Source organism: Amycolatopsis sp. NPDC102389, assembly GCF_044765885.1.
GTDB lineage: Bacteria > Actinomycetota > Actinomycetes > Mycobacteriales > Pseudonocardiaceae > Amycolatopsis.
In genome coordinates this window covers 337,719-363,306 of the sequence record NZ_JBIWKX010000003.1, presented here as the reverse complement: position 1 = coordinate 363,306, position 25,588 = coordinate 337,719, and the positions used below count along the sequence as shown (strand labels likewise).

General features: G+C 66.2%; 31 protein-coding genes and 1 tRNA gene. 13 read left to right on the top strand and 19 right to left on the bottom strand.

The features are described from left to right. Positions 1-120: 120 nt before the first annotated feature. Genes ACIRGA_RS05495 through ACIRGA_RS05485 form a run of 3 tightly spaced genes read right to left on the bottom strand, consistent with a single transcriptional unit; the run spans position 121 to position 1,465 of the window. A complete protein-coding gene (locus ACIRGA_RS05495; protein ID WP_400936788.1) occupies positions 121-555 on the bottom strand; it encodes a GNAT family N-acetyltransferase in 435 nt (144 codons plus the stop codon). A gap of 22 nt (positions 556-577) precedes the next feature. Then, a complete protein-coding gene (locus ACIRGA_RS05490; protein WP_016338154.1) occupies positions 578-1,138 on the bottom strand; it encodes a TetR/AcrR family transcriptional regulator in 561 nt (186 codons plus the stop codon). Continuing rightward, on the bottom strand, positions 1,139-1,465 hold the full coding sequence (locus tag ACIRGA_RS05485; protein ID WP_378366443.1) for a DMT family transporter: 327 nt from the start codon (positions 1,463-1,465) through the stop codon (positions 1,139-1,141). 152 nt (positions 1,466-1,617) lie between these two features. On the opposite strand from ACIRGA_RS05485, the gene ACIRGA_RS05480 reads away from it, so the two are divergent. The 3 genes from ACIRGA_RS05480 to ACIRGA_RS05470 all read left to right on the top strand — a co-directional run bounded on the left by ACIRGA_RS05480 (position 1,618) and on the right by ACIRGA_RS05470 (position 5,605). After that, positions 1,618-3,912: a (Fe-S)-binding protein gene (locus ACIRGA_RS05480; protein WP_400936786.1), complete on the top strand. Its 2,295-nt coding sequence runs from the start codon at positions 1,618-1,620 to the stop codon at positions 3,910-3,912. 154 nt (positions 3,913-4,066) lie between these two features. Next, on the top strand, positions 4,067-4,579 hold the full coding sequence (locus tag ACIRGA_RS05475) for a DUF742 domain-containing protein (protein WP_400936783.1): 513 nt from the start codon (positions 4,067-4,069) through the stop codon (positions 4,577-4,579). 30 nt (positions 4,580-4,609) lie between these two features. Further along, complete coding sequence (locus ACIRGA_RS05470) at positions 4,610-5,605, top strand: cation diffusion facilitator family transporter (protein ID WP_400936780.1); 996 nt, start codon at positions 4,610-4,612, stop codon at positions 5,603-5,605. Here ACIRGA_RS05470 and ACIRGA_RS05465 read toward each other — a convergent pair. Further along, entirely contained in the window at positions 5,599-6,291 is a 693-nt protein-coding gene (locus ACIRGA_RS05465; RefSeq protein WP_400936778.1) for a CAP domain-containing protein, read from the bottom strand. The two genes, ACIRGA_RS05470 and ACIRGA_RS05465, sit on opposite strands and share 7 nt — an antisense overlap. Before the next feature lie 121 nt (positions 6,292-6,412). Continuing rightward, a complete protein-coding gene (locus tag ACIRGA_RS05460; protein ID WP_400936776.1) occupies positions 6,413-6,871 on the bottom strand; it encodes a MarR family winged helix-turn-helix transcriptional regulator in 459 nt (152 codons plus the stop codon). 73 nt (positions 6,872-6,944) lie between these two features. On the opposite strand from ACIRGA_RS05460, the gene ACIRGA_RS05455 reads away from it, so the two are divergent. Beyond that, on the top strand, positions 6,945-8,129 hold the full coding sequence (locus ACIRGA_RS05455; RefSeq protein WP_400936774.1) for an FAD-dependent oxidoreductase: 1,185 nt from the start codon (positions 6,945-6,947) through the stop codon (positions 8,127-8,129). Here the strand turns inward: ACIRGA_RS05455 and dcd are convergent. Both dcd and ACIRGA_RS05445 read right to left on the bottom strand, forming a co-directional pair. Beyond that, positions 8,126-8,707 carry a dCTP deaminase gene (gene dcd, locus ACIRGA_RS05450; RefSeq protein WP_125679521.1) on the bottom strand — a complete coding sequence of 194 codons (582 nt, stop codon included), beginning with the start codon at positions 8,705-8,707 and terminating at the stop codon, positions 8,126-8,128. The genes ACIRGA_RS05455 and dcd overlap by 4 nt on opposite strands. Before the next feature lie 13 nt (positions 8,708-8,720). Beyond that, on the bottom strand, positions 8,721-9,926 hold the full coding sequence (locus ACIRGA_RS05445; protein WP_400936771.1) for an oxygenase MpaB family protein: 1,206 nt from the start codon (positions 9,924-9,926) through the stop codon (positions 8,721-8,723). Positions 9,927-10,036: 110 nt separating this feature from the next. On the opposite strand from ACIRGA_RS05445, the gene ACIRGA_RS05440 reads away from it, so the two are divergent. Then, positions 10,037-10,107, top strand: a tRNA-Gly gene (locus tag ACIRGA_RS05440). A 339-nt stretch (positions 10,108-10,446) separates the two neighbouring features. On the opposite strand, the gene ACIRGA_RS05435 is transcribed toward ACIRGA_RS05440, so the two are convergent. The 3 genes from ACIRGA_RS05435 to ACIRGA_RS05425 all read right to left on the bottom strand — a co-directional run bounded on the left by ACIRGA_RS05435 (position 10,447) and on the right by ACIRGA_RS05425 (position 11,620). Beyond that, positions 10,447-10,629: an AMED_5909 family protein gene (locus ACIRGA_RS05435; RefSeq protein ID WP_400936768.1), complete on the bottom strand. Its 183-nt coding sequence runs from the start codon at positions 10,627-10,629 to the stop codon at positions 10,447-10,449. Further along, positions 10,607-10,855 carry a hypothetical protein gene (locus ACIRGA_RS05430; protein ID WP_400936766.1) on the bottom strand — a complete coding sequence of 83 codons (249 nt, stop codon included), beginning with the start codon at positions 10,853-10,855 and terminating at the stop codon, positions 10,607-10,609. The genes ACIRGA_RS05435 and ACIRGA_RS05430 overlap by 23 nt, the downstream gene beginning before the upstream one ends. A gap of 303 nt (positions 10,856-11,158) precedes the next feature. Further along, a complete protein-coding gene (locus ACIRGA_RS05425; RefSeq protein WP_400936764.1) occupies positions 11,159-11,620 on the bottom strand; it encodes a hypothetical protein in 462 nt (153 codons plus the stop codon). A gap of 168 nt (positions 11,621-11,788) precedes the next feature. Here ACIRGA_RS05425 and ACIRGA_RS05420 point away from each other — a divergent pair, with 168 nt between their 5' ends. Then, the gene (locus ACIRGA_RS05420) at positions 11,789-12,556 is read left to right on the top strand and encodes a GntR family transcriptional regulator (protein ID WP_073845835.1); all 768 of its coding nucleotides are present in this window, start codon (positions 11,789-11,791) and stop codon (positions 12,554-12,556) included. 13 nt (positions 12,557-12,569) lie between these two features. Then, positions 12,570-13,232, top strand: coding sequence for a YdcF family protein (locus ACIRGA_RS05415; RefSeq protein ID WP_400936761.1), 663 nt, complete (start codon positions 12,570-12,572; stop codon positions 13,230-13,232). Positions 13,233-13,264: 32 nt separating this feature from the next. On the opposite strand, the gene ACIRGA_RS05410 is transcribed toward ACIRGA_RS05415, so the two are convergent. Continuing rightward, positions 13,265-14,257, bottom strand: coding sequence for a hypothetical protein (locus ACIRGA_RS05410; protein ID WP_400936759.1), 993 nt, complete (start codon positions 14,255-14,257; stop codon positions 13,265-13,267). A gap of 1,304 nt (positions 14,258-15,561) precedes the next feature. Then, entirely contained in the window at positions 15,562-16,245 is a 684-nt protein-coding gene (locus ACIRGA_RS05405; protein WP_400936757.1) for a hypothetical protein, read from the bottom strand. Between the two features lie 804 nt (positions 16,246-17,049). On the opposite strand from ACIRGA_RS05405, the gene ACIRGA_RS05400 reads away from it, so the two are divergent. Beyond that, entirely contained in the window at positions 17,050-17,565 is a 516-nt protein-coding gene (locus ACIRGA_RS05400) for a hypothetical protein (protein WP_400936755.1), read from the top strand. 14 nt (positions 17,566-17,579) lie between these two features. After that, complete coding sequence (locus ACIRGA_RS05395; RefSeq protein WP_400936753.1) at positions 17,580-18,074, top strand: GNAT family N-acetyltransferase; 495 nt, start codon at positions 17,580-17,582, stop codon at positions 18,072-18,074. Between the two features lie 3 nt (positions 18,075-18,077). Here ACIRGA_RS05395 and ACIRGA_RS05390 read toward each other — a convergent pair whose 3' ends face one another. Both ACIRGA_RS05390 and ACIRGA_RS05385 read right to left on the bottom strand, forming a co-directional pair. Then, entirely contained in the window at positions 18,078-18,731 is a 654-nt protein-coding gene (locus ACIRGA_RS05390; protein ID WP_400936751.1) for a hypothetical protein, read from the bottom strand. Positions 18,732-18,816: 85 nt separating this feature from the next. After that, positions 18,817-19,218, bottom strand: a complete 402-nt coding sequence (locus ACIRGA_RS05385; protein WP_400936749.1) for a DUF4279 domain-containing protein — start codon at positions 19,216-19,218, stop codon at positions 18,817-18,819. 206 nt (positions 19,219-19,424) lie between these two features. Here ACIRGA_RS05385 and ACIRGA_RS05380 point away from each other — a divergent pair, with 206 nt between their 5' ends. Beyond that, complete coding sequence (locus ACIRGA_RS05380) at positions 19,425-19,952, top strand: GNAT family N-acetyltransferase (RefSeq protein WP_400936746.1); 528 nt, start codon at positions 19,425-19,427, stop codon at positions 19,950-19,952. On the opposite strand, the gene ACIRGA_RS05375 is transcribed toward ACIRGA_RS05380, so the two are convergent. From ACIRGA_RS05375 to ACIRGA_RS05360, 4 genes are all read right to left on the bottom strand, one after another. Then, on the bottom strand, positions 19,949-20,287 hold the full coding sequence (locus ACIRGA_RS05375) for an MmcQ/YjbR family DNA-binding protein (RefSeq protein ID WP_400936743.1): 339 nt from the start codon (positions 20,285-20,287) through the stop codon (positions 19,949-19,951). The genes ACIRGA_RS05380 and ACIRGA_RS05375 overlap by 4 nt on opposite strands. A gap of 109 nt (positions 20,288-20,396) precedes the next feature. Continuing rightward, entirely contained in the window at positions 20,397-22,082 is a 1,686-nt protein-coding gene (locus tag ACIRGA_RS05370; RefSeq protein ID WP_400936741.1) for a bifunctional metallophosphatase/5'-nucleotidase, read from the bottom strand. Positions 22,083-22,159: 77 nt separating this feature from the next. Further along, positions 22,160-22,456, bottom strand: coding sequence for an alpha/beta fold hydrolase (locus ACIRGA_RS05365; protein ID WP_400936739.1), 297 nt, complete (start codon positions 22,454-22,456; stop codon positions 22,160-22,162). Beyond that, complete coding sequence (locus ACIRGA_RS05360) at positions 22,413-22,901, bottom strand: GNAT family N-acetyltransferase (protein WP_400936737.1); 489 nt, start codon at positions 22,899-22,901, stop codon at positions 22,413-22,415. The genes ACIRGA_RS05365 and ACIRGA_RS05360 overlap by 44 nt, the downstream gene beginning before the upstream one ends. Before the next feature lie 150 nt (positions 22,902-23,051). Here ACIRGA_RS05360 and ACIRGA_RS05355 point away from each other — a divergent pair, with 150 nt between their 5' ends. Next, entirely contained in the window at positions 23,052-23,699 is a 648-nt protein-coding gene (locus ACIRGA_RS05355) for a VanZ family protein (RefSeq protein ID WP_400936735.1), read from the top strand. On the opposite strand, the gene ACIRGA_RS05350 is transcribed toward ACIRGA_RS05355, so the two are convergent. Further along, positions 23,640-23,816, bottom strand: a complete 177-nt coding sequence (locus tag ACIRGA_RS05350) for a hypothetical protein (protein ID WP_400936732.1) — start codon at positions 23,814-23,816, stop codon at positions 23,640-23,642. The genes ACIRGA_RS05355 and ACIRGA_RS05350 overlap by 60 nt on opposite strands. Positions 23,817-23,942: 126 nt before the next feature. On the opposite strand from ACIRGA_RS05350, the gene mug reads away from it, so the two are divergent. Beyond that, on the top strand, positions 23,943-24,494 hold the full coding sequence (gene mug, locus ACIRGA_RS05345) for a G/U mismatch-specific DNA glycosylase (protein WP_400936730.1): 552 nt from the start codon (positions 23,943-23,945) through the stop codon (positions 24,492-24,494). A 282-nt stretch (positions 24,495-24,776) separates the two neighbouring features. Further along, positions 24,777-25,577, top strand: coding sequence for a response regulator transcription factor (locus ACIRGA_RS05340; RefSeq protein WP_400936728.1), 801 nt, complete (start codon positions 24,777-24,779; stop codon positions 25,575-25,577). Positions 25,578-25,588: the final 11 nt, after the last annotated feature.

Below are 25,588 nucleotides of genomic sequence, written 5' to 3'. Positions count from 1 at the left end.
GCCCCCACCCGCGCCCCCGGGGTGGCGTCCTCCCCCCCCCCCCCCCGCGGGGGGGGCGGTGGGGGTGGGGTGGGGTTTTTTACAACACCCCCCCCCCCCCCCCCCACGACCCGCTTGACCCTAGGCCTGCCCGTTCGCCCGGCCCCGTTCCATGTACTGCCCCTCGGGCGGGTCGCCGAAGCCGAACTGCCGGTACAGCCCGTGCGCGTCGGCGGTGTGCAGCATCCACCGGAACTCCGCACCGGGCCCGTTGTCGATCATCTCCCGGACCAGCTCCTTGCCGAGCCCCGCGCCGCGCGCCTCGTCGACGACGAAGACGTCCGCGAGATAAGCACTGCCGATGGTGTCCGAGAACGCCCTCGCGAAACCGACCATCCGACCGGTCGAAGCCTCGTACGCGCCCACGACGCGCCACGCGTTCCTGAAGACCTTCTCGACCAGCTCGCGGTCTCGCCACTTGCCCCAGTAGACGCTGGTGGACAAGTACTTCCACACCACGTCGAGGTCCACCCGTGCCGGGTCGTCATCCAGTTCATATGCGCCGACGGTCCTCATGATCCGAACGCTACCCAGCAGGTCAACGTGGTTTCAGCAGGTAGTCCACCACCGGCCGCAGCTCTTCCGCGGACGGCGGCTCGTCGTCGATGAGGCCCTGGATCAGCAGACCGTCGATCCCGGCGAGGAACACCCGGAACGCGACCTCGTCGTCGTGCCGGACCATCGAGGTCAGCACGTCCAGCCAGCGCCGGGCGGCGGGCCGCAGCTCGGGTTTGCGCGCGGCCAGCAGGTACAGCTCGTACTCCGCCATCGTCCGCCCGCGGCGCGGGCCCAGCGCCTCCGCGAGCAGCCCGGCGACCTCTTCCGCGCCGCGGCTGCCGCGTGACCGGGCGCGGTCGATCATCCAGTAGACCTCGGTCGCCATATCCCTCGCGCAAGAGATGAGGGTCGCGATCAGGAGATCGTCGAGGCTCGAGAAGTGATAAGTCGTCGAAGCCGTCGGCACGCCCGCCTCGGCGGCGACCGTCCGATGGGTGACACCGGCGACGCCGTCCCGTTCGATCACCCGCAACGCGGCCGCGATGATCTCCTCGCGCCGCTTCTCACCCCTGGCCTTGCGGCCGTCGACCTGGATCTTCACTTAGTGCGCGCTCCCTGCCTCGATCAACACGACGCCGCCGACCACCAGTACCAGACCGGCGATCACGGAGAGGTTGACCGGCTCCTTGAAGAACACCATCCCGACGGCCGCCACCAGCGCGACCCCGGCCGCGGCCCAGATCGCGTAGGCGACGCTCACCGGCACTCCGGCCTTCAGTACATACGCGAGCGCGACGAAGGCGACGGCGTATCCGGCGACCACGACGATCGACGGTCCCACCTTGCTGAAGCCCTCGGAAAGTTTCAACGACACCGTCGCGGATACCTCAGCGGCGATGGCCAAAGCGAGGAGGAGGTACGCACCCATGTCACAAAAACTACCTGGACGATCGTCTTAAAACCAAGAGAGGCGTACACCACATCGGTGGGACTTGGGCGCGGTCAGTGGGTTACCCATCAGTAAGAAGCATTAGTCTGCCTCCACCACCACAGCTTCACTCGGACGAAAGGCACCCGATGATGGGCGCTGTACAGCTGACGCTCGGCGGGATCGCGGTCCTGCTCGGCGTCGTCGCCTGGGGAATGTTCTTCGCGACCATCGCCCGCTTCGTGCGGGTGATCCGCCTCGGTCAGCCGGACTCGACCCGCAACGGCCCGTTCATCCCGCGCATGAAGACCCTGATCAAGGAATTCGCCGCGCATACCCGGATGAACAAGGTCAAGAGCGTCGGCCCGGCGCACTGGCTGGTCATGTGGGGCTTCCTGATCGGGTCGCTCGCCTTGTTCGAGGCATACGGCGAGGTCTTCGTCCCGACCTGGGGCTGGCCCATCCTCGACGACTGGTCGCTGTTCCAGCTGCTCATGGAGCTGCTGGGCGTCGGCACCATCGTCGGCATCCTGGTGCTGATCTGGATCCGGCAGAAGAACCACCCGCGCCGCGCCGACCGGCAGTCCCGCTTCCAGGGCTCCAACTTCAAGTGGGCGTACTTCATCGAGGCCGTCGTGCTCATCGAGGGCATCGGCATCATCGGCGTCCGCGCCGCGAAGTCGGCGCTGGACGTCCACGAGACCCCGGTCTGGGCCGCGTTCGTCTCGCACCCGCTCGGCGAGCTGCTGCCCGCCAGCCCGAACCTGGTGTCGGTGTTCGCGTTCGTCAAGCTGATGAGCGCCACGATCTGGCTGATCGTCATCGCGCGCACGATGACCATGGGCATCGCCTGGCACCGGTTCAGCGCCTTCTTCAACATCTACTTCAAGCGCGAGGCCGACGGCGGCGTCGCGCTGGGCGCGCTCAAGCCGATGATGAGCAACGGCAAGGTGCTCGACCTCGAAGAGGCCGACCCGGACGAGGACACCTTCGGCGTCGGCAAGATCGAGGACTTCAGCTGGAAGGGCTGGCTGGACTTCTCCACCTGCACCGAATGCGGCCGCTGCCAGTCGCAGTGCCCCGCGTGGAACACCGGCAAGCCGCTTTCGCCGAAGCTGCTCATCACGCAGCTTCGCGACCACGCCTACGCGAAGGCGCCGTACCTGCTCGCGGGCGGCAAGCGCGACATGGCCGGCGACGAAGTGGGCCTGTCCGGGGACAACATGTACGCGGGCATCGACGTTCTCGCGATCGCCGAGTCCCAGAAGGCGCTCATCGGCGACGACGGCGGCGTCATCGACCCCGAAGTCCTGTGGTCCTGCACCTCCTGCGGCGCTTGCGTCGAGCAGTGCCCGGTGGACATCGAGCACGTCGACCACATCGTCGACATGCGCCGCTACCAGGTGATGATCGAGTCCTCGTTCCCCAGCGAGCTCAACGGGATGTTCAAGAACCTGGAGAACAAGGGCAACCCGTGGGGCCAGAACGCCAAGGACCGGCTCGCCTGGACCGAGGACCTGGACTTCGAGGTGCCGGTGTTCGACGGCGACCTCGGCGACACCGAGTACCTCTTCTGGGTCGGCTGCGCCGGCGCGTTCGAGGACCGCGCGAAGAAGACCACGCGGGCCGTCGCGGAACTGCTGCACATCGCGGGCGTCAAGTACACCGTGCTCGGCTCGGAGGAGTCCTGCACCGGTGACCCGGCCCGCCGCGCGGGCAACGAGTTCCTGTTCCAGATGCTGGCGCAGCAGAACGTCGAGATCCTGAACTCGGTGTTCGAAGGCCGCGAACGCAAGGCGCGCAAGGTGGTCGTCACCTGTGCGCACTGCTTCAACACCCTCGCGAACGAGTACCCGGAGCTGGGCGGCCAGTTCGACGTCGTGCACCACACGCAGCTGCTCAACCGCCTCGTGCGGGAGAAGCACCTGACCCCGGTGGCGCCGGTCGCCGAGGACGTCACCTACCACGACCCGTGCTACCTGGGGCGCCACAACAAGGTCTATGACGCTCCCCGTGAGCTCGTCGGCGCTTCGGGCGCGCAGCTGCGCGAAATGCCGCGGCACGGCGACCGCTCGATGTGCTGTGGTGCCGGTGGCGCGCGGATGTGGATGGAAGAGAAGATCGGCAAGCGGATCAACGTCGAGCGCGTCGACGAAGCGCTCGGCACCGCCCCGTCGAAGATCGCGACCGGTTGCCCGTTCTGCCGCGTGATGCTCACCGACGGCGTCACCGCGCGCCAGAGCGACGGACAGGCGAGCGAGAAGGTCGAGGTCGTCGACGTCGCCCAGCTGCTGCTGACCGCCGTCAAGCGGAAGCCGGAGCCGCAACTGGTCCCGGCGGGAGCGCCCTCCTTGGACGCCGTCTCGGACGCCGAACTCGACGGAAAGGCCGACACGCCCACCGACGAAACGGCGACCGGCACCCCGCTTCCGGAGGAAGACAAGTAGAACGTCACACCCCGGAGGGAACATTCTCTCGCACATAATGCGAGAGAATGTTCCCTCTTGTTTTATGGCGTCCGGCCATTCGATCCCGTTACCCGTTCGGCGGTACACCGTGGCGATAAGCTGCAGCGGATCCGAAAAAAGGGGCGAGGAATCGATGGGCAACCGGCACGAACTCCGCTCGGTCAAGGAACACCGGCTCGCGATGCCGGGATCGCCGACCGTTCGCCCGCCCGCCCGAGTCCCTTCGTCCGCGGCATTCGCCAGGATGGCCCAGGAAGCGACCATCCCCAGCATCCCGGCCGCCCGGCGGCCGCCGCGGCAGGAACGCCGTCGCACGCGCGTCCGCCCGTACGTCCGCACGGGCGGACGCACACAGTCCAAACGGAACTTCGCGATCGAAGCGATGATTTCCGTCCGGAACGACGCGCCGTGGACCGCGCCGGGGTTCAGTGTCGAATTCCATTCCGTGAGAGCACTGTGCCGCCGTCCGACTTCCGTCGCCGAAGTAGCCGCGTCACTAAGCGTTCCACTCGGCGTTGCAAAGGTCCTTTTGGGTGATATGGCCGAACTCGGTTTGGTCACCGTTCATGAAACGCAGGCTGAATTCGACGGCCATCCTGCACTCGCCTTGATGGAACGCGTCCTGCAGGGATTGCGTCGCCTGTGAGATCGGCTCACTCGCACTACGCTACGCGAGGTGAGTGAAGAATCCGGTGACGAAAGCACCCTGACGGTGGTCCTGGCGGGTGGGGTCAACCTCGCCATCGCCGTGCTGAAACTGATCGCCGGGATCATCACCGGCTCCGGCGCGATGCTCTCGGAGGCCGCGCACTCGGTGGCCGACACGATCACCGAGGTCCTCCTGCTGACCGCGCTGAAACGTTCGGACCGCCCGGCCGACCGCGTCCACCCCTTCGGCTACGGCAAGGAGCGGTACTTCTGGTCGCTGCTCGCGGCGGTGTCGATCTTCGCCTCCGGCGCGATGTTCGCGCTCTACGAAGGCTTCTCGACGGTCTTCGGCGACGAGGTCGAGCAGACCGATCCGATCGTCGGCTACGTCGTCCTCGCGATCGCGTTCGCCCTCGAGTCCGTCTCGTGGGTCCAGGCCGTGCGGCAGGTGCGCCGCGACGCCGCCGAGTCGGGCCAGAAGGTGTCGGTCTACCTGCGGATGATCGACGACCCGGCGCCGAAGACCGTCCTGTTCGAAGACTCGGCCGCGCTGATCGGCCTGCTGCTCGCGTTCGCCGGGATCGGGCTGCACCAGCTCACCGGCTCGCACGTCTGGGACGGCGCGGCGTCGATCGCGATCGGTGTCCTGCTGGCGCTGGTCGCCTACATGCTCGGGCGCACCAACCGCGGCCTGCTGATCGGCAGGCAGGCGGATCCCAGGCTGGTGCGCGGGGTGCGGGACCACCTGAGGAACGCGCCGGAGATCGAGGCCGTCGTCGATCTGCAGACCATGCTCATGGGCACCGATCAAGTACTGGTCTGCGCTCGCGTCGACTTCGACGATTCACTCGGCGCGGCGGACGTCGAACGCGCCTGCGTCCGGATGGCGGCCGAGCTGACGCGGACCTTCGGCGACGTCACCGAGGTGTTCATCGAACCCGTCCCGCGCACGGACGCCGAGCTGCGCGCGGCCGTGCTGGCCCGCTACGGCGACATCGCCGAACGGTGGGACAAGGGTCAGTAGCCGAAGTTCTGCGTCCAGTACATGCCCTTGGTGTTGACGCCGACACCGATCTTCTTCAGCTTGCAGTTGAGGATGTTCGCGCGGTGGCCCTCGGAGTTCATCCAGGCGTCCATCACCTTGGCGGCGTTCGACTGCCCCTTCGCGATGTTCTCGGCGCCGGGCTTGTCGTAGCCGGCGGCCCGGATGCGCTGGTCGAACGTGACGCCCTCCGGCGTGGTGTGCGAGAAGTAGTTCCGGGCGGACATGTCGTCGCTGTGCCCCTGCGCGGCGGCGGCGAGATGCGACTCGTTGCTCACCGGCGAGCAGCCGGCATCGGCGCGCTCGGCGTTGACGAGGTCGATGACCTGCCCGGCGAGCGAGCTGTCCTGAGAGCGGGGCGGTTCCGGCGCCTTGCTCGGAGTGGGCTTGGGAGCCTCGGAACTCTGAGCGGGCGGCTCGGCCGCGGCGGAGGACGAGCTGGGCGGAGCGGAGGACGACGTGGGAGCCGCCGAAGACGACGTCGGAGCGGCCGAGCCGGGTGCGGAACCCTCCGGCGCCGGAGAGGACGTCTGGCCGAAGTAGGCGGGAGGCTTCGCGAGGGCGTCGCCGGGTCTGCCCTTGGTGTCGGGGACGCTGAGTGAGAGATTGCTCAGCGCGGTGCCCTGGAACCGATCGGTCACCATCAGGTAGCTCGCACTGGCGATCACCCCGCCCAGCAGGACACTGAGCGTGACTAGCAGTAACCGGCTTCGTGTTCTATTGGGGGACACGGGGCCGAAAACTATCACGAACTGGTTACGGCAATACCCCCGAAAGTAGTAATACCGGTCAGCGGCCGAGACGACCCGTGGAGTCGTGCGTGATCGCCGCCGCGTCGGCGAGGAACCGGATCACGGTCTCCAGTTCACCGTCCGTGTAGTTCTCGCAGACCTCACGGACCGACTTCACCAGGTGGTCCCACAGCGGCGCGGCCGAGGCCATCGCCGCTCCGTCGATCTCGATGAGCACCTTCCGCCGGTCTTCGGGATGCGGTTTCCGCGCGACGATCCGCTTGCTTTCGAGCCTGTCGATGAGCGCCGTGATCGACGCCGGCGCGAGCCCCGAGAGCTGCGAGAGCGCCTTCGGCGTCTGCGGCCCGAGGCGGGCGAGGTAGTCGGTCACCTTGCTTTCGACCGCCGAAAGGCCACGCTGCTCGGCGATCGCGGTGTGGAACATGACCGTCTCCGTCGACAGCGCTCGCGCCCCGCCGAGGACCCGTTCGACCAGTTCCGCTCGCTCGCTTGACACGTCGGCCAGCCTAGCGGAGTCTTTAGTTCGATAGAACGAATTAGTTTCTAAGACATTCGATGGGGTGAACGACATGGCGAAGGTACTGATCGCCGGCGGGGGTATCGCGGGCACGATCACCGCGATCGCACTGCACGAGACGGGCCACGAGCCGGTGATCCACGAGGCGTACGACCGGACCGCCGAAGGGGTCGGCGCGTTCCTGACCCTCGCGGTGAACGGCCTCGACGCACTGAGCCCGCTGGGTCTGAAAAGCCTGGTCAAGGACCTGGGATTCGACACGCCGCGGATCAAGATGCGGCTCGGCGACGGGCGCGACCTGGCGGAATTCGCGCTCGGCGGTCAACTCGAGGACGGCACTGTGAGCCAGACCGTGCTGCGCTCCGATCTGTACATCGGCCTTCGCGACGAAGCCGTCAGACGCGGCATCGAGATCCGCTACGGCAAGCGTCTGGCCGACGCACGCGAAAGCGGCGACGGCGTGCGCGCGACGTTCGAGGACGGCTCGTCGGCCGAGGGCGACCTGCTGGTCGGCGCGGACGGGCTCCGCTCGCGGATGCGGACGATCATCGATCCGCGGGCGCCGTCACCGCGCTACGTGCCCCTGCTGAACACGGGCGGCCTGGCCGAAGGCCTGCGCCTGGACGACGAACCCGGCGTCATGCACATGACGTTCGGCAAGCGGCTGTTCTTCGCCCACGTCGTCCACCCGGACGGTGGCGTCTGGTGGTTCGCGAACATCCCCCGCAAGCATGAGCCGTCGCAAGCTGAACTCGCCGTGACGACCACCTGGCGCGAGGACCTGATCCGGCGGCTGGCGGTGGATCGCACCCCGGCGGAGCGGATAGTGCGCGCGACGCGGGACATCTACCGGCCGTGGGCCACGTACGACTTCCCGAGCGTGCCGGCCTGGCGGACGGACCGGATGGTCATCATCGGCGACGCCGCCCACGCGACCTCACCGGCGGCGGGCCAAGGCGCCGCGATGGCCATCGAAGACGCCGTCACGCTGGCGCGATGCCTGCGTGACGTGTCCTCGATCCCGAAGGCGCTCGCCGTCTACGAAGGACTGCGGCGCGAGCGCGTCGAAGCCGTCGTCGAACGCGGCAAGCGCAATGGCGACGCCAAGGCGGTCGGGCCCGTCGGGCGGGTGATCCGGGACTTCTTCCTCACGCGGGCGTTCAAGAACCCGCCGAAGGAGGATCCGAACGCCTTCATGTGGCGGCATCGGATCGATTGGGAAGCCCCGGTCGCTTAGCGCCAGGTGTCGACGCGGTGGAAGTTCTTGTACGCGCGGCTCGGGGTCGGACCCCGCTGCCCCTGGTAACGCGAACCGGCCTCGTTCGAGCCGTACGGGAACTCCGCCGCGCTGGACAGGCGGAAGATGCAGAGCTGGCCGATCTTCATACCCGGCCAGAGCGTGATCGGCAGGTTCGCGACGTTCGACAGTTCGAGGGTGATGTGACCGGAGAAGCCGGGGTCGATGAAGCCCGCGGTGGAGTGCGTGAGCAGGCCGAGGCGGCCGAGAGAGGACTTGCCCTCCAGGCGGCCGGCGAGGTCGTCGGCGAGCGTCACGGTCTCGTAAGTGGAGCCGAGGACGAACTCGCCGGGGTGGAGGACGAAGGGGTCTTCGCCCTCCTTCTCGACCAACGAAGTCAGCTCGTCCTGCTGCAGCTGCGGGTCGATATGCGTGTACTTGCTGTTGTCGAACACGCGGAAGTAGCGGTCGAGTCGCACGTCGATGCTCGACGGCTGGACCATCGTCGGGTCGAACGGGTCGACACCGAGACGGCCGGCGTCGAGCTCTTTACGGAGGTCACGGTCGCTGAGGAGCACGCGATCAGCGTAGTCAAGCGGCCTTCATGTGCCTGCCGTAGGTCGGGTCGAGCCCGAACACCTTGGTGACCTGCCGGAGGTAATGGCGGCGGCCGGCGGCCCCGATCAGCTCCTGGAGCGCCGTCGCGCCGGGCACCACCCGCCGGACCGTCTCGGCGGCGAAGTTGACCCCGGCGGCCGCGATCACGGCCGCCTGCGCGATCGGATCGTCGGGCAGGTCCAGGAAGTCGGCGTTGGTCTTGCCCAGCAGAAGCCTGCTGATCGCGCCGTGCCCCGCGACCGACACGTGCGAAAGGACCTTGCCGACCGCGCCCCGGCCTTCACCGATCGCGGCGTGGGACTTCATGAGCGCCGCGGCGAGCCGTTTGGAGTCGTCGTCGGGAATGAACTCGGTGGTCGCGAGCAGCCACAGCAGCCGCCAGGCGTCGTCCTCGCCGGCGGGCAGGAGCTCCTCGTCGACACCCATCAGCCAGCCGACGTAACGCCAAAGGTGCAGGATGTCGGCGCGCTCGCGGGCGCTGTAGCGAAGCCCCAGCAGCTGGGTGCCGAAGACGTAGACGAGGGAGAAGAGCAGGAGCGTGCCCGCGGTCTGGACCTGGTTGACCGGCCGGTCCCAAGCCGCGTAATCCCAGTCCTTGCGGCGGTTCATGGCCGCACGGACGTGCGCGTGCACGATACGCACCCGCAACGCGGCCTCGTACCCGCGCCCGCCGGACACCAGCGCGCCCGGCGTCGTCACGTGGATCCACCACGTCGCCGTCTCGACGAGACGCCGCGCCGCCTTGTACTCGATCTCGCCGGTGCCGACGAGCGACTTCGTGGCCCGCGACGCGAGATAGCCACCCATCAAGGAGACGTCGCCGAGCGGGAAGAGGCCGAGCAACCCGGCACGCGTGATCGCCCGCGCTCCGCTGTCAAGGCGGTCCGGGTCGACCCAGTACGGCGTCGCCTCGACGTTGCGAAAGAAGGCTTCGAGCTCTTCCGGTGGGCCCTCGACACTGTCGATGCCTTGCCGCAGCGCCTGTTCGAACTTGGGCTGGCCGCCCTTTCGCAGTAACGGCACCAGCACATCGGCCGCCGGATCCTCCCGCTGCGCGAACTGCCGCAGCCGGGCCACCTGGCGCTCGTCACCCCTGATGTCGCCCTCGATGAACAACCTCGACGCGACCCGGAACCCGCCTTGACGGAACAGTTCGGGGTCAGGCAGCCGCTCGCCCATCCGGATCACCTCCGAGGTAGACAACAAGTGTTGTCACTTTCGGCGGCGACGTCAAGGCAGGCGGGGTCTTGGCAAGGGGAGATCCGGACCATGTATGCTGGCCGAGCACTGCGGATGTAGTTCAATGGTAGAACATCAGCTTCCCAAGCTGAATACGCGGGTTCGATTCCCGTCATCCGCTCTCCTGCGAAAGCCCCAGGTCAGTGGATGTCCACTTAGGACCTGGGGCTTTCGTTTTGCTTCGGGTGGTGGTGCTCGCGCGCCCTGGCCAACCGGAACCGGCTGGCCGTCCTGACCGGAGTCGCGCCCCTGCGGTATCGGTCGACAAGCTTGGACATCCGGTCCGCAATCTGCGCGTCCGTCCCAGTCATCGCCCATATGTCGTCATGCTCATCCTCACCATGAGGACGCATTTGCGCGCCGCACGTTCCTTCTGCCATTCAGTTCACGGCCAGCGTGCGGCTTCCCCTTCCCGAATCTGCGCGGCCACCTCCTCGGCCTTGCGCTCCTCATAGCCCACTCAGTAACGAAGTTCGTGGTGGTGCCCTCGGTCCACATCGGACACCATGCAGTACATGCGAGCGTTGGCCTGATGGAACTTCAGCCACGTCTCCCGGTTCGACCCCGGCTTCGGGCGACGAGCGGCCGCGACCGCGTGCGCATCCCGGAGGGTTTGCGGCTCATTCCGGTCGGGCGTCGTCATCACGCACCGCCTTGTGTCTGCCGGGGAAGACAGCCAGTTCGTCCGCGCTGTCGCGGATTTGGCGAAGGAGCCGGATGAACTCCGGGCACTCGTCCGGATCGGACGGCGGCAGAATCGCCAGGCTGTCCGAATCCAGATAGATCACCAACGCCGGGTTCGCCGAACCATTGCGCTGCATCCCCGCGACCGCCTGCCGCCCCGGCTTCCGCATCGCGTTGAACGCCACAGACCTGCCCTTCCTCGCTGCAAGCGTGCATCTCCCAAGACCGCGCGTTCTCCTCGAACCCCTCGGCAGCCGCCGACACCGCAGCCAGCACCCACCACGACAACTGACCCTGAGTCGCCAGCTCCCGCCACGCAGTCGCCACCGCGAAGGAAGCGACGGCCATGTCATGCGCCGCCAAGGCATCCCCACCTTGTGCGGTCCGTTGCGTCATCGCGCTGTAGTGGCGATACGCCGTCTCCCAGCTCTGGACCAGGTGCGGTGGAACCACGGCCACGCCCTGACTGCCAGGCACCCGGCCCGTCATCACGCCGCCTTGGGCGCGGACTCGGCAGTGTTGGAGGCACGGCCCGACTTGGATGCGCCACCCGATGCGGCAGCCTTGAAACCGGTCGCGCGGAATACGTAGGACTGGTACTTGAACTCGCCCTGACCAGCCACCTTCGGCTCAGCCGTCAGGCCCTCCAGCTCGATCGGCCGCATACCCGGCAGCACCTCCGACGTGTTCGGCACTGGCTGCACATCGGCCAGGAACGTGACGTCGTAGGACGCGCGCTTGGAGTTGGTCTCGCTCGGGTCGGTGACCGTGGCCTTCCACTGCCGCTTGCCCGTCACTTCGTCGACCCGCTGACGAACAGGTCGGCCTGCGGAGCGGTCTTCCCGCGACTGGTACTCGTTGTCCGGCGCGACCTCTCCGACCATCACCAGCCCCAGCGGGAACGCGGCATCAAAGTCGATCTCGAAACGGTGTCCCTTGGCGATCGCCATGTCGTCTGTCTCCTGTCGTCTCTGGAGCCCTACCGGGCTTGCATCTGTTAGAGGTAGTTCTATTAAGTGCTTCACCGTGCCAGTTGTCAATAGAACTATCTCTATCGGGCCCCGTAGACCATGATGGGGTGATACCGCTAGCGTTATCGACCGACGAAGGAGGACCAGGTGGGCACTGGCTACCGAGAGCTGGCCGCGATCCTGCGAGACGCGATCCAGCGGGGCGACTACGCCCCGGACACCACGCTGCCCAAGCAAGACGAGCTGGCCGACGAGTACGACGTCAACGTCAACACCGTTCGCAAGGCCGTTGGGGTCCTCGAAGCCGAAGGACTGGTCACGCCGATCAGACGACGCGGGACAGTCGTTCGTGCACGCCCGCCCATGAAGCGCCTGGGCAAGGATCGGTACGCGAAGAGCAAGTGGAAGTACGGCGATACCGTCGCCTTCGTCGCAGACCGTGAAGCGTCCGGCCGAGACTGGAAGCCGACCGACCAGACGCAGACCGTCGCCAAGATCGAAGCCGACCGAGAGGTCGCCGACGCCCTCGGTGTCATCGTCGGATCACCGGTCTACGAGCGGGCACGACTGGTCAAGGACGCCGGCCAGCCCACCCACGTGCTCACCAGCTACTACCGGCCCGCCGACGTCGAAGGCACGCCCATAGTCGACCCAACCCCCGGCCCAGCCGGACGAGGCGGCGGATTTCTGGTCCTCACCCTGCAAGGTCTTGAGCCGGACACCATGACCGAGACCTTCTACGCGCGGATGCCGACGCCCGACGAGGCCGAACAGCTCGAACTGCCCGCAGGCGAACCCGTCATGGTCCTGCAACGCCGCACATACACCGAGGACGGCCGCGTGGTCGAGTTCGCACGAGGCGTGCACGCCGCAAGCCGGTTCTCCTGGACCTACACTTTCAAGATCCCCGACTGACCCCGGAGACCCCATGCCCGAGCGTTCGACCACCCTGCCGGACGACCTCCGCGCCGACGTCCAGACGCTCTGGGACTACCACGACATGCACCACGAACTCCGGCCCGCCGACGTCGGGATCGGACTCGGCAGTCACGATCTCGGGGTCGCGACCTTCACCGCGGAACTGTTCCACGCTGGAACGTTCCCGCTCATCGTCTTCACTGGGGCCAACGCGCCGACGACTGTCGAACGGTTTCCGCGCGGCGAGGCGGTGCACTACCGCGAACATGCACTTGAGCTGGGCGTGCCGGATGACGCCATCCTGGTCGAGCCCGAGGCGCGGAACACTGGGGACAACATCACGCTCACTCGCGCCCTGCTGGAGTCACGCAGCATCGAGGTCGAGTCTGTCGTCCTCATCTCGCGGCCCTACCAGCAGCGACGCGCCTACGCGACCTGCAAGAAGCTCTGGCCCGAGGTGGACGTCATCTGCGCTTCGCGGCCGCTGCCTTTGGATGAGTACATCGAGAGTATCGGCGACGTGGACCGCGTCATCAACATGCTGGTCGGTGACACGCAGCGCATCACCATCTATGCCGAACGCGGCTTCGCGATTGCCCAGGAAGTTCCTGCGACAGTCAAAGAATCTTACACCCAATTGATAAGACAGGGCTTCACAAAGAGACTGCTTTGACTCTGGAACAGGATTCATTTATCCCTAACAAGTCAACCAAGAGTTGCGGCAGACTCTCTCCAAATTTTATTAAGTTGACGAACCGCGTCATACGCACCGATGAGATCTTCCCTTGAAACAGGTTTAGCATGAGCAATACTATTACGGACCGCTCTAACCGTACCAATTTCCTCTTTGAATAAATCAAGGAATCTGCGACGAGCTGGCGTGAAACTATCTTGACTAATTCGATAGTATGACCCCAGCTGCAAACCCTCCGAAAGCTGCTCCCAATTGTTCAGTATGCCCAGTTTCAACACATCGTCAGTTATCATGTCAATCGACACGCTGCTAGCATCGGTAGATCCATTCGACTCTTCAGATGAAACGCGATCGCGAGACTCGACGGGTTCTGTTTCACGATCAGGCGTCCGCTCAGCGTGTTGCCCACCATTAACCGGATCATCGCTCGTCGAACCACCGTGTCGCTCGTCAATATCGTGAACCTTCTTGTCTATCGAGCCAGGCAGCTCCGAAGCGCGCTGATCATTATAAAAGTGACTATGATTGACCACGCTTGTTTGCTGGGACGAAACTTGCGAGACGGCAGACGCAAACCTAACCTCTAGAGCCTCCTGGCGCGCCTTGATCACTTCAGCCTCAGCTTTTGCTGACTTTACCTCTCTTTTTATGCTTATCAGGTTGAATATGTTCAACTCGGACAGATCCGGCAATAGCAGAAAGCCAACCAAAACAATAAATGGAACTAGATCTTGAGTCGTCCACGGATTACATAAAGTCACAACTGACGAGTTGGCAGCCGCAGTATCGCGGCAGATTTCAAATGCAGGCCACCGGTAGCTTAACATCGCCAATAGCACGAGAAGTACCACCAGCAAGAATGCCGCACCACGCCTCAACCTCGTCGCCCGAGCCAGGCCAGCGGGATCTGATTCGTCTGACTCCGCTTTCGCGTCCACCACTTTAGCGGGGTCCGGCGAGACAGCGTCCTTACCGGCCTTATCCGACGAGTCACCTTGGGTCATGCAGTTGAGTCGCCGACTGAGGCATACAAGTTACACACCTGCCGAACTTGGCTCTATGGGATCAAGGCGCCGCCCCCGGCGGCGCGCACGTCACCGCCCGTACGGCGGACTTCGCCCATGGCGGACGCCGGCCTCCCGCTCCGCTCCGGCAGGCGCCGCCGGGCGAGCCCGCCGACGAGGCAGCACCGCACAGCGCGCCGCCGCCACCGGAGACCCATGGAGCACGACGTCAGATCACCCGACCCACCTGACCGCGTGGCAGTGGTCACCGGGCGTCCCTCGCTGCTCAGCGTCTAACACCGGGCCGCCCGCATCAAGGCGGGAAAGCGCGCCTTGACACGACCGACCCGGCGCTAGAGATGGCAGGGGCGAGGGAAGCGGAGCAAACAGGCACAAAGACGCAGGTGGAGCCAGGGGCACGTTGGGCCACTAACGGGCCATTCAGAGGGGTCAACCACGGTCAATCGCGGCTACTCCGAGCAAGCGCCGTCCGCAGGTCAGGGCCACTTTCGTGCATGATCACCCTGGTTCCCAAGCTGAATACGAGGGTTCGATTCCCGTCGTCCGCTCAGATGCGAAAGCCCCAGGTCACACGGTGTCCACTGTGTACCTGGGGTTTTCCTTGTTTCGGCATTCACTTCCCGCGCGCCAATAGCCGACCGGAACCGGCTGGCCGTCCTGATCTTCGTCGTCGTCCGGGTCGGTGCCTCGCGGTGCCGGTCGACGAGCTCGGACAGTGTGTCCGCGCCCTGCTTGCCCGCGTCGCCGGTCGCCCGCTGATAGGTCAGCGCCGCGCGTGCCCGCCTTCGACACCCGGATGTTCCCGGCGTGCCGGAGGTCCTGGGAGCGCAGTCCCTTGAGCCCCATCTTCTCGACGACCTCCGTCACCTGGTCCTCCGGCTGGAATTCAGCTGCGGACCGCGTGCCCAGGCCGCTCGCCAATGAAGAGCAACGCGTCCTGCAGCAGCTTGACTCAGGTCTTCAGGTGCTGAACGAGGTCAGGCCGGACGGGCCACCGGAATAGTCACCGTGCGCACATGCGCACGTCCGCCCTTAACTTGGGCGAACCAACGCGACGCAGAGCAGTAACCTCACCCCACCGCAACGATCCGAACGCGGCGAGGGGCACCAGCGCACGGAAACGCTCAGGCATGCGACTGACCAAGCCGAACACCTGCGACACGGCGAGTACTGGCCGTTTGCCAGAGTTCTCCCCGTCTGCGCCCCGCACCCGGCACGATTTGCACATGAGGATCACATCGATCGACCACACACCAACCAGCCTTCCTGAAGACAGTTAGCGTTTAAGTAAACTTCAAAATTACACTGACAACGATTGAAATTACAGCCAGTAAAATTGCCGCATAGCTAGCCAATATCGCCTGAGAGTGGCGTTTTCGAACACCACTCTCGCGCCTGAATTCAGAATAACTTCCCGGAAAAATAAAAGCATAACTTGACGGCCTCCTGGACACTTTAAAAGACGAGTACGCCAATACTAAAACCGTTCCAACTCCCGTGGTTACGCCATACCAAGCGGGATACGCTACTCGATACCAGCCAGAGATGAGCGCCACGTAATTTAGCACCAAGAGGATAGCTGAAATTAGAATTATGCCGAGCCTCTTCGAGTCTCGACGGAGGATCGGACGATCCTCCGTTTGACGCATCGAAGACCACCTCTCCTTTACCATAGCACAGGAGTCCTTACTACCGTACATTCCAGCATGAGTAGACGATAAGATTATCTCAACATCCTCGAACTTCACCTCAATAAAGGAAAGTTCATCTTCCCTTAGGTTCGCAAGATCGACCGGTCGATCAAAGGTTCCGTTCACAAATTCGTATTTTGGCCAAACTTCACTTGGACCATGGGCAGTGTTAAGCAGATCTGCTAGCTCTTCGAGATCATCAATAGTCACGCGAACGCGGCCCAAGGTCGTGTATTCATCGGGTCGATCATTTGGTGCCCGCCTGTGAACAGCCATCCGCGAAGCATAGCCGCGGGGGGCGCTGGGAGTCGTAACTGTGGCTAATCGTCATTAGCCGCTGCCAAACTTGGCTCTATGGGCTCATCGGCCCAGTCCCGGCAGGGGGCGGGCGCACGCTGGCAAGATCGAAACCATGTCACCCTCCGACCACGCTACAGCAGACGCATACGTCGCAGCAGCAGCGAGTCAGGCCATCGAGCAGGAAGCCGGAGCGTGACTACGGCTTCGTATCGGAGACGCCGGGGAGGAGGTCTGGGCGGGGCGCAGGTCATGCCATTAGCGTGCCATTGAGGCCGGTCAACCAAGGTCAACAGCGGGCAACACGAGATAGGCCCATCCGCAGGCCAGAGCCACCTTCGAGCATGATCACATTGGTTCCCAAGCTGAATACGCGGGTTCGATTCCCGTCATCCGCTCAGATGCGAAAGCCCCAGGTCAGTGGGTGTCCACTTAGGACCTGGGGCTTTCGCTTTGTCTGGGCGATCAGACCGCCGTCATCCGCGTCGGCGACGGGCCGATTGTTTGCAAGACCGCCCGAGATCGTGCTCACCGGCGAACACGCCGACGGTGCGAAAGCGGCGGCGCGGGCGCCCGACAGCCAGCAGCCTGAGCGCTGCCAACGCGGCGGACAGCCGCTCATCGGGGACAGCCTCGAGAAGGCGGCGAGCCTCCTCACGAGGCGAGACCGGTTTCAGGCTTTCGCCAGTCGTCATACCGTCATCCTGTCTCAGTCAGGGTGCGCGCCGACCGCTTCGGGACCTGTCCCGCCGCCCAGCGGCTACGTTCCGCACCGTGCGGAGAATGTCGAGCGACAGTACGGCGGCGGCCTTGCTCACCGTGCTGGCGGGGGCGTTGATCCTTCCGCTTTTGCTGGTCGGCGGGATCTTCCTCCTCATCGGCTTGAACACGGGCAGCGCGCCCGGGCCGTACACCGTCGTTTTCGCCAAGGCGGGCGACGAGTGCGGGGTGACCGGGCAGTATCTCGACGCGTCCACGGGGGCGGCGCTGAGGTGCATGGGGCCGGGAGTGCTCCGGGACGCCTCGCTCGAATTCCCCGGTTTCTCCCGTGCGCAGAACGACGAGGTCCGCCGCTGGCTGGCCACCTTGGCGGAAGACGGTGGCCTGAGCGTCTTCGACCATCGTTCGGTTCAGGCCAAGATCGACGGCATCGCGGCGGGATTGCCGCCGGGAACGCGGATCGAGCGGGAGTCCGGCTCGACGCGGATCTGGATCGGCGCGGGTTTGACCGTCGCCGGGCTGCTCTTGCTTTCCGGCTTCGCTTGGCGGTGGCACCAGAACCGCCGGGCGGGTTTTTGATTACCGTGCCAGGTATGGAGATCCGGGAGTTCACCGAAGACGACTGGGCGCGGGTCTGGCCGATCGTGCGCGAAGTCGTGCGGGCGGCGGACACGTACACCTACGACCCGAACCTCACCGAGGACGACGCCCGCAGGACATGGGTCGAGAAGCCGCCGGGCCGGACGGTGGTCGCCGTCGAGGGCGGCCGCGTGCTCGGCACGGCCAAGATGGGGCCGAACCGCGGCGGGCCCGGGTCCCATGTGGCGACGGCCAGTTTCATGGTGGACAAGGACGTTCGCGGCAAGGGCGTCGGCGGTGCGCTGTGCGCGGACGCCCTGGATTGGGCCAGGGAACAGGGTTTCGCGGGTATGCAGTTCAACGCGGTCGCCGAGTCGAACGTCGCCGGAATCCGGATCTACGAACGGCTCGGGTTCGAGATCGTCGGCACGGTGCCGGGCGCGTTCGAGCACCCGGCGCTGGGGCGCATCGGGTTGCACGTCATGTACCGCGACTTCGGCCGAGGCTGAGCGTCAGCCTTCGACGAGTTCCCAAGGGGCGCCGGCGCTCGGCCGGTCGTACACCTGGCCGGGCGCGGCGCTCAGCACCAGCGCGACGTCCGGGTACAGCGTGACGGCGTGTTCCATCTCGAGCGCCTCGACCTCGAAGTCCTCGTTCTCCGGGACCTGGAAGCCGACGAGCAGCCAGCTTCCGTCGGCCTCGCGGACGACCTGCCGTACGGCGCGGGCCGGCGCGGCGGGGTCGGTGGGGATCTCGGCGAGTTCGGTGCTCACGTGGACTTCCTCCAGCGGCGAGCCGGGATGCGTCCACGCGGCGAGGCGGGCGGCACGCACGAGGAGGTCTTCCTCGTCGTCGTCCGAGTCGGCGACCGAGCTCAGCAGCCACGTACGCCGTTCCGGATCCCAGTCGGCGGCCATCCCGGTGGGGAGGCCGGCCAGCGCGCCGATCTCCGGGATGAGCTCCACCGCTTCCCGCAGGGGCAGCGCGCCGAACGCGTCCTTGTTCTCCTCCATGTCCTCGGAGAACTCGTTGCCGTCGCTGATGAACCAGTCACCGTCGTCGTCCAGGACGACGAACGCGAGGTTCGACGGGTCCTCCACCAGCGACCGGGAGATGATCACCGGCGACTCGGGATCCTGACTCAGCGGCCAGTTCTCGCTCGACATGCTGGGCTCCCAACGGGGTTGTCCGGCTGTGGGGCCCCATCCCACCATCTCCGGCGAGCCCGTCGCGCACCGGACCGGCGGAAGGTCATTCGCTGAGGTCGTACTCGTCGACGTCGAGCGCGGCGGCCGCTTCGGTGAGGAACGCGAGCACGGCAGGCGAGAGGTGCCAGCCGAATTCCTCGCCGCCGTCACGGTGATGGAAGTAGCGCACCACTTGCAGCACCGCGCTCGCGCCTTCGTCCACCAGCCGCCGGATTTCCGGGCGGACCGGGGCGAGCCTGCCGATCACGCTCTCGATCTGGTCGTCGACCGGTTCCGAACCGCGATGCGTCACCTTCCAGGCGTGCATCCGCGGCAACCGATGTTCGGCGGAGCGCGACCCCAGTACCAGGACCTCGTCGGGCTCCATGCCGAGCCGCGCGGTGATCTCCCCGGCGGACACGGTTTCGCTCTTCAAGGCGAAGTAGCAGTACTGGTGGACCTTCATACGCCCGGGACCCTAGCTTTCGGGCAGGCTGACCAGGTGAAACGTGATCAATCGCTTATCGAACGTCTCACCGAAGCCGTGGCGCGCATCCATCGTGGACTCAACCGGCGACGGCTGGGCGCTCTTGGAAGTCCCCGTTAAGCGGTGGCTGCTCCAGGGCGTCGCCCAATAGTCTGGAAAGTCCGATACCGAGCTGGGGATGGACGATGCTGACCGGTGAACTGATCCGCTTGCGCCCGCTGGAACCCGAGGACGCGGACACGCTGTGGCGCTGGCACAACGACCAGGAGGTCACGCGCTGGCTGCCCGCGGACCACCCGGAATCCCTCGCCCAGATCCGCGAGCGCTTCGCCCGCCGGAAGCCCAACAGCTTCAGCCAGGTGAACTTCGCGATCGAGAGCCTCGCCGTCGGCACGCTGATCGGCACCTGCACCCTGCGCGACGCCAACCCGGAGCAGGGCCGCGCGGAGCTCGACATCTATCTCGGCGAGAAGGACCACTGGGGCGGCGGCTACGGCACCGACGCCATGCGCACGCTCTGCCGCTACGGCTTCGACATGATGCGGCTGCACATGATCGCGCTGTGGGTCGTGGTCGACAACGAGGCGGCGATCCACATCTACAAGAAGATCGGGTTCCAGGTGGACGGCAGGCATCGGCAGTCGTTCCGCGGCCAGAACGGCGAGTGGCACGACGAGTACCTGATGAGCCTGCTCGAAGGGGAACTCCGCTAGTCGCCCAGTCCTTTCGTGAGCCTGGCGGGTGCCTTCATCCGCCAGGCCTCCTCGATGAGCTCACGCAACTGCGCCTTCTCCACCTTCTCCAGGTCGACGAGGATCGCGCCGTAGCCGTCGTAATGCGGCGTGGTGAAGTACGCGGGGTCACCGGAGGCCAGCAGGGCCTCCTTCTCCGCGTGCTCGCACAGCAGCATCAGCCCGCCCTCGGCCTCGGTGCGCAGCCGGGCGAAGTTCTTGCCCGCGACCTTGAGCGACGGCGTGCGGTACGAAGTGGACTCCTCGACCTCCGGCAGCCTGCCCGCCAGGTCCACGACTTCTTGCCAGGTCGTCATGGCGGACATTGTGCCCTGGGTCACTGACAAAACCACCCCGCAGACGCCATGAAAGGTCCCTTCCTCGCGAAATTCGCAAGGAAGGGACCTCTCATGGCACTCGCGAGGGCTACGGCAGGACGGTGATCCGGTCCGCGGGCGGCGGCGCGATGCCCGGGTGCGCCCCGAAGTACGCGATCAGCGCGTCCAGGTCCACCGGACCACCCGACAGGTTGGTCCCCTTCGTGAACTCGGTGAAGCCATCGCCACCGGCGGCGAGGAAGTTGTTCACCGAGACGCGGTACGACGCCGCCGGGTCGATCGGCGCGCCGTCGAGCGTCAGGTTCGAAACGCGCGAACCCTGGGCCGCCGACGCCGAGTACGAGTACTTCAGCGACTTCGAGATCTGCAGCGTGCGCACGACCCCGTTGGCCTGCCACTGCTGTTCGAGCACGCTCTTCAGGTTCGCCCCGGTGAGTGTGATCGTCTGCATGATGTTCGCGAACGGCTGGACGGCGAACGCTTCGCCGTAGGTCACGACACCGTCGCCCTCGCCGGCGGGCGAGGACGCGAAGGTGAAGTCCGTACGGATGCCGCCGGGATTCGTCATCGCGATCTGCGCGCCGTTCGGCTTCGTGGCCTCGAGCTGGGCGTCGGCGATGACGTCGCCCAGCGGGGACTCACCGGAGGCCGCGCCCTTGGCGACCAGGTCCGCGGTGATGGTGCCGACGGCCTTGTTCGCGATCGGCGCCGCTTTGGTCTTCGCCTCGTCGATCAGCTTCACCACGTCGGCGTCCGGCGTGACGTCCCGGGTGACGATCTGGTTGTGCGCCTTGGTCTCGCCACGGACGACGTCGCGGGTGCGGCGGTCGATCTTCAGGTCGACGACCGACAGCAGACGGCCGAACGACGCGCCCTGGATCACCGGACGCGGCTGCCCCGCGGGATCGTTGATCACGCAGTTGTACTGCTGGTGGCTGTGCCCGGTGAAGATGGCGTCCACTGTGGACGTCACCTTCTGCGCGATGGCGGTCGCGGCGCCCGGCTTGACCTTGCATTCGTCCGGACCGGCGGTCTCGGAGTTGTCGCCCTGGTGCAGCAGCACGACCTGCGCCTTGACGCCGATCATGTCGAGCAGCTTGGCGGTGCGGTCGATGGCCTGGACCTCTTCGCCGAACTTGAGGCCCTTGATCGCCTCCGGGGTGACGACCTGCGGCAGATCCTTCAGCGTCGCGCCGATGACACCGATCGGGACGCCGCCGGAGAACTCGATGCTGAACGGCAGCAACGCGGGGAGGCCGTTCTCGTAGTACACATTGGACCCGAGGAAGGGGAAGTTCGCGCCCTTGAACGACTCGCGGAACTGGCAGCCGTCGGTGGGGTGGCAGCCGCCGTGCTGCATCCGGCGGAGTTCCTTGAGACCCTCGTCGAATTCGTGGTTGCCCACCACGGAAGCCCGCACACCGAGCCGGTTCAGCAGTTCGACGGTCGGCTCGTCGTGGAACAGCGCCGAGATCACCGGCGACGCGCCGATGCTGTCACCAGCCGACAGGACGACCGAGTTGGGCGCTTCGCCGCGAAGCTTCTTCAGGTGCGTCGCGAGGTAGGCGGCGCCGCCCGCGTTGACGGTATTGCCGTCGGGCAGCGTGACACGACCGCTCGAACCGGACGGCGGTTCGAGGTTGCCGTGCAGGTCGTTGAACGTGATCAGCCGGACGTCGGTGGTCGCCGGCGCGGCGGACGCGGGCGCGGCGACGGCGGCCAGCGCGGTCAGCGCGGCACCGGCGACGACGGCCAGCCGGGTGGTGAGCTTCATTCCTGGGTGCACGGCGGAGGAGTCTGCCTGGCGGATTTGACGATCACCAGAGGAGATAGCCGGACGATAAGCAAACGTCACATGGCACGCGAACTGCCGTCGAGCAGTACCCGCGCGACCAGTTCGGGCTCGTCGTTCATCGGCACGTGCCCGCATCCGGGCAGCACCAGCAGCTCGGCCTCCGGTGCGATCCGGCGCAGTTCGGCGGCCTTCGGGCGGGCGAGGATACGGTCGCGTTCCGCCCACGCGATGGTCACCGGGAGGTCCCGGACGACGCCGTAACCGCCGGAGTGCGGTCGAAGACGACGTTGTCCATCCCGCGAGGTTGAGCTATTTACTACTACCGGCGGTAACAGGTAAATAAAGACGTTCACGCCGCCGGGTGACGTCGTTCGGCATCGGCTCCAGTTCACCCGTCGCGAGGAATCCGAGCTTCAGGTACAACCGCCGCGCCCGGTCGTTGTCCTCCGCGACGTGCAGCCACACCTCGCGCGCGCCGTCGTCCTCGGCGGCCGACCGCACCTCGCCCATCAGCCTGGTGCCCAGCCCCTGGCCTCGGGCTTCGGGCGCGACCCACATCGAGTAGAGGATCCAGCCGTCGTCCCGCGCCCGTCCGGCGACGAGACCCACCACGCGCCCGTCGTCAAAGGCGGCGAACCAGGCGTCGCCTGCCAGCTTCGCGAGCCACTCCTCGTCGGATTGCGCGCTTTCGGCCGCGGCGACCGAGCCGTAGTTCTCGGGGGTGTCCGTCAGGGCACGCAGGCGGACCTCGCGGAAGACCTCGAGGTCCGCGGGGACGAGCCGTCGAACGAGCAGCATCCGGGCAGAATCCCACGTCGGCAGGCTGATCGGGGAACGAATATCGCCGATCGGCCAAGATCGGGGTCGGCCACTCGGCCGATCCGGCCCCGGCCGCCGCGGCCCTTCGACCGAAGTGGCGGGCCCCTCGTGATCCATAACGTCGAGGTCATGACGAACGCACAGGTCACCGCCCTGCAGTACGGCTTGATCGGTTTCTTCGCACTCTGGGCGACGGTGCTGATCCCGCAGCTGATCGTCCTGCACGCGCGGCACGGCCGGATGCGGCTTCGTCCCGTCCTGACCACGGCCGCCGTGCTGCTCTACGCGACGATGACCTTGGCGGTGACCTTCCTGCCGCTGCCCGGCCCCGGCGTCAAACGGCTGAGCCAGACCGTGCAGCTGAACCCGTTCCAGTGGATCGCCGACATCCACACCGAGCTGCTCAAGCACGGGCTGCCCATGGCCGACTGGTTCACCACGCAGACCTTCCAGCAGGCGACCATGAACGTGCTGCTGTTCGTCCCGCTCGGGTTCTTCGCCAGGACGCTCTGGAAGCGCGGCCTCATCGGCACGACGCTGATCGGTCTCGCCGCTTCGCTGCTGATCGAGATCACGCAGCTGACCGCGAATTTCGGGACCGCGCCCTACGTCTACCGGATCTTCGACGTCGACGACCTGCTCAACAACACCGGTGGCGCGATGCTCGGCTGGATCGCCGGGGCCCTGCTGCTCAGCCTCGTCCGGAAGCCCGTTCCCTCAACGGTCGAGCTTCAGCTTCCGCGCCGCGAGCGAGTCGACCTCGCCCAGATCCGCTAGCCTCGCCTGCCGTCGCTCGGCCGCGCGCCGCGCGGCCCGCCGGTCTTCCGCGATCACCAGCACGGTGGCCACCACGAAGATCAACGCGACCAGGCCGAGGATGAGCGAGAGCTGCAAAACGCCTCCTCGATGACGACCTTGTGTGCGAGATCACAAACAGTACGCACATCGTGGTGAGTTGACCACCCCTTGAGACGATCGATCGTGTCCTGAGTCACCGATCGACTCAGGGAGACTGGTCGGGTGAGGACGAAACCGACCAAGGACGAGCTGGCCGCCGCCTACGGCAAGATCATCGACGACGTCATCGCGCCGGATCTGGACGTGCTGTTCTGCGGCATCAACCCCGGCCTCTACTCGGGCGCACTCGGCCTGCACTTCGCCCGGCCGGGGAACCGGTTCTGGCCCGCCCTGTATCGCGGCGGCTTCACCCCGCAACTGCTCGACCCCAGCGAGCAGGACGAACTGCTCAGCCTCGGTCTCGGCATCACGAACGTCGTCGCGCGGACGACGGCACGGGCCGACGAGCTGACGCCGGACGAATTTCGCGAAGGCGGGAGGCTCCTCGCGGCGAGGGTCGCCGAATTCCGGCCACGCTGGCTCGCGGTGGTCGGGATCACGGCGTTCCGGACGGCGTTCGGCCTGCCGAAGGCGAAGATCGGTCCCCAGGACGGCGAGATCGGCGGGGCGCGGGTCTGGGTACTGCCGAATCCGAGCGGGCTGAACGCGCATTGGACGCCCGCGGCCCTAGGGGACGAATTCGGCCGCCTACGCGCCGAAGTCCACTCTGAGTAGCGAACGCGTCGACATCTTCCGTCGGCGCGCTCATTCGAGCAAGAGATCCACGACCAGCTGATACGCAGAGTTTGCTGCGACGAGGCGATACATCTATGAGGGGGATATCGCGTCACGTGCTCCGGCCTCCCGACTCGTACTAGTTACGAGGTGTCATCTCTGTCCGGTCCCGCAGGGGGGACCGGTTGGCGAGGGCGACCATGCCGGGGGGCAGTGGTCGCCGAATGGACTTCCGAGTCCTCTCGTCCGGAGATGGCGGGCAGGAAAACGGAGGGGTCCGTGATGCGAAGCATCGAGCCGAACCGAATGCAGGCCGGCAGGCCTGGTGGATTGTCGCCGGGCGGCCGCGGCCTCGGCGTGGCCGCCGTCGATCCGATCCCGATCTTCTGCGAGGGATTGAGCTCGCTGGTCCACCGCACGCCGGGGCTGCAGTGGCTCGGGCACGCGGCGAGCCACCACGCCGCGCTCCAGCTGTGCGAACAGCTCAAACCGGACGTCATCGTGCTGGATTCGGCGCTCGACCCGAACTGCCATCTGTCCCGCCTGCTCAGCGGCGGCGACCCGGCGCTGGTCATCATCACGATGATCAGAGACACGAATCGCACCCAGCAGTACCTCGCGGCGGCGATCGCGGCGGGCGTGCACGCGATCGTGCCGCGGGCGACCGACGGACGGCATCTGGCCGAGGCGATCCGGCGCGCGCACAGCGACCGCCGCTACATCGACCCGACGCTGGCGGCGCTGACAGCGCGGCCGAAGCGCCAGCCTGTGCTCCCGAAGCCGGGCGACGCCCCCAAACCGGCGACCGCGCGCGGCCTGATGCCGCTGTCCCGCCGCGAGTACCAGGTCCTGCAACTGGTGGCCGAGGGGCTGGAGAACTCGGGGATCGCGAAGATCCTGTTCCTGTCCGTGGAAACCGTGCGGACGCACGTCAAGAGCATCCTGCGCAAGCTTTCGGCCCGCGACCGCACACACGCGGTGACAATCGCGTTCCGCTCCGGCATCCTGGTCACGAATCCCGACGACGCGCACAGCCCGGCCGAGGTGCCCGCGGCCACTTCGATCGCGCCGTCATCCCGCTGAACCGGCACCGC

Coding starts and splice junctions, on each gene's coding strand:
- ACIRGA_RS05400 (WP_400936755.1), top strand. CDS start 17,050: ATGTCGAGCGACAGTACGGCGGCGGCCTTGCTCACCGTGCTGGCGGGG.
- ACIRGA_RS05410 (WP_400936759.1), bottom strand. CDS start 14,257: ATGACCCAAGGTGACTCGTCGGATAAGGCCGGTAAGGACGCTGTCTCG.
- ACIRGA_RS05415 (WP_400936761.1), top strand. CDS start 12,570: ATGCCCGAGCGTTCGACCACCCTGCCGGACGACCTCCGCGCCGACGTC.
- ACIRGA_RS05340 (WP_400936728.1), top strand. CDS start 24,777: ATGCGAAGCATCGAGCCGAACCGAATGCAGGCCGGCAGGCCTGGTGGA.
- ACIRGA_RS05425 (WP_400936764.1), bottom strand. CDS start 11,620: ATGGCGATCGCCAAGGGACACCGTTTCGAGATCGACTTTGATGCCGCG.
- ACIRGA_RS05475 (WP_400936783.1), top strand. CDS start 4,067: ATGGGCAACCGGCACGAACTCCGCTCGGTCAAGGAACACCGGCTCGCG.
- ACIRGA_RS05495 (WP_400936788.1), bottom strand. CDS start 555: ATGAGGACCGTCGGCGCATATGAACTGGATGACGACCCGGCACGGGTG.
- ACIRGA_RS05355 (WP_400936735.1), top strand. CDS start 23,052: ATGACGAACGCACAGGTCACCGCCCTGCAGTACGGCTTGATCGGTTTC.
- ACIRGA_RS05380 (WP_400936746.1), top strand. CDS start 19,425: ATGCTGACCGGTGAACTGATCCGCTTGCGCCCGCTGGAACCCGAGGAC.
- ACIRGA_RS05395 (WP_400936753.1), top strand. CDS start 17,580: ATGGAGATCCGGGAGTTCACCGAAGACGACTGGGCGCGGGTCTGGCCG.
- ACIRGA_RS05370 (WP_400936741.1), bottom strand. CDS start 22,082: ATGAAGCTCACCACCCGGCTGGCCGTCGTCGCCGGTGCCGCGCTGACC.
- ACIRGA_RS05375 (WP_400936743.1), bottom strand. CDS start 20,287: ATGACGACCTGGCAAGAAGTCGTGGACCTGGCGGGCAGGCTGCCGGAG.
- ACIRGA_RS05385 (WP_400936749.1), bottom strand. CDS start 19,218: ATGAAGGTCCACCAGTACTGCTACTTCGCCTTGAAGAGCGAAACCGTG.
- ACIRGA_RS05435 (WP_400936768.1), bottom strand. CDS start 10,629: ATGACGACGCCCGACCGGAATGAGCCGCAAACCCTCCGGGATGCGCAC.
- ACIRGA_RS05390 (WP_400936751.1), bottom strand. CDS start 18,731: ATGTCGAGCGAGAACTGGCCGCTGAGTCAGGATCCCGAGTCGCCGGTG.
- ACIRGA_RS05455 (WP_400936774.1), top strand. CDS start 6,945: ATGGCGAAGGTACTGATCGCCGGCGGGGGTATCGCGGGCACGATCACC.
- ACIRGA_RS05480 (WP_400936786.1), top strand. CDS start 1,618: ATGGGCGCTGTACAGCTGACGCTCGGCGGGATCGCGGTCCTGCTCGGC.
- ACIRGA_RS05360 (WP_400936737.1), bottom strand. CDS start 22,901: ATGCTGCTCGTTCGACGGCTCGTCCCCGCGGACCTCGAGGTCTTCCGC.
- ACIRGA_RS05445 (WP_400936771.1), bottom strand. CDS start 9,926: ATGGGCGAGCGGCTGCCTGACCCCGAACTGTTCCGTCAAGGCGGGTTC.
- ACIRGA_RS05485 (WP_378366443.1), bottom strand. CDS start 1,465: ATGGGTGCGTACCTCCTCCTCGCTTTGGCCATCGCCGCTGAGGTATCC.
- ACIRGA_RS05405 (WP_400936757.1), bottom strand. CDS start 16,245: ATGGCTGTTCACAGGCGGGCACCAAATGATCGACCCGATGAATACACG.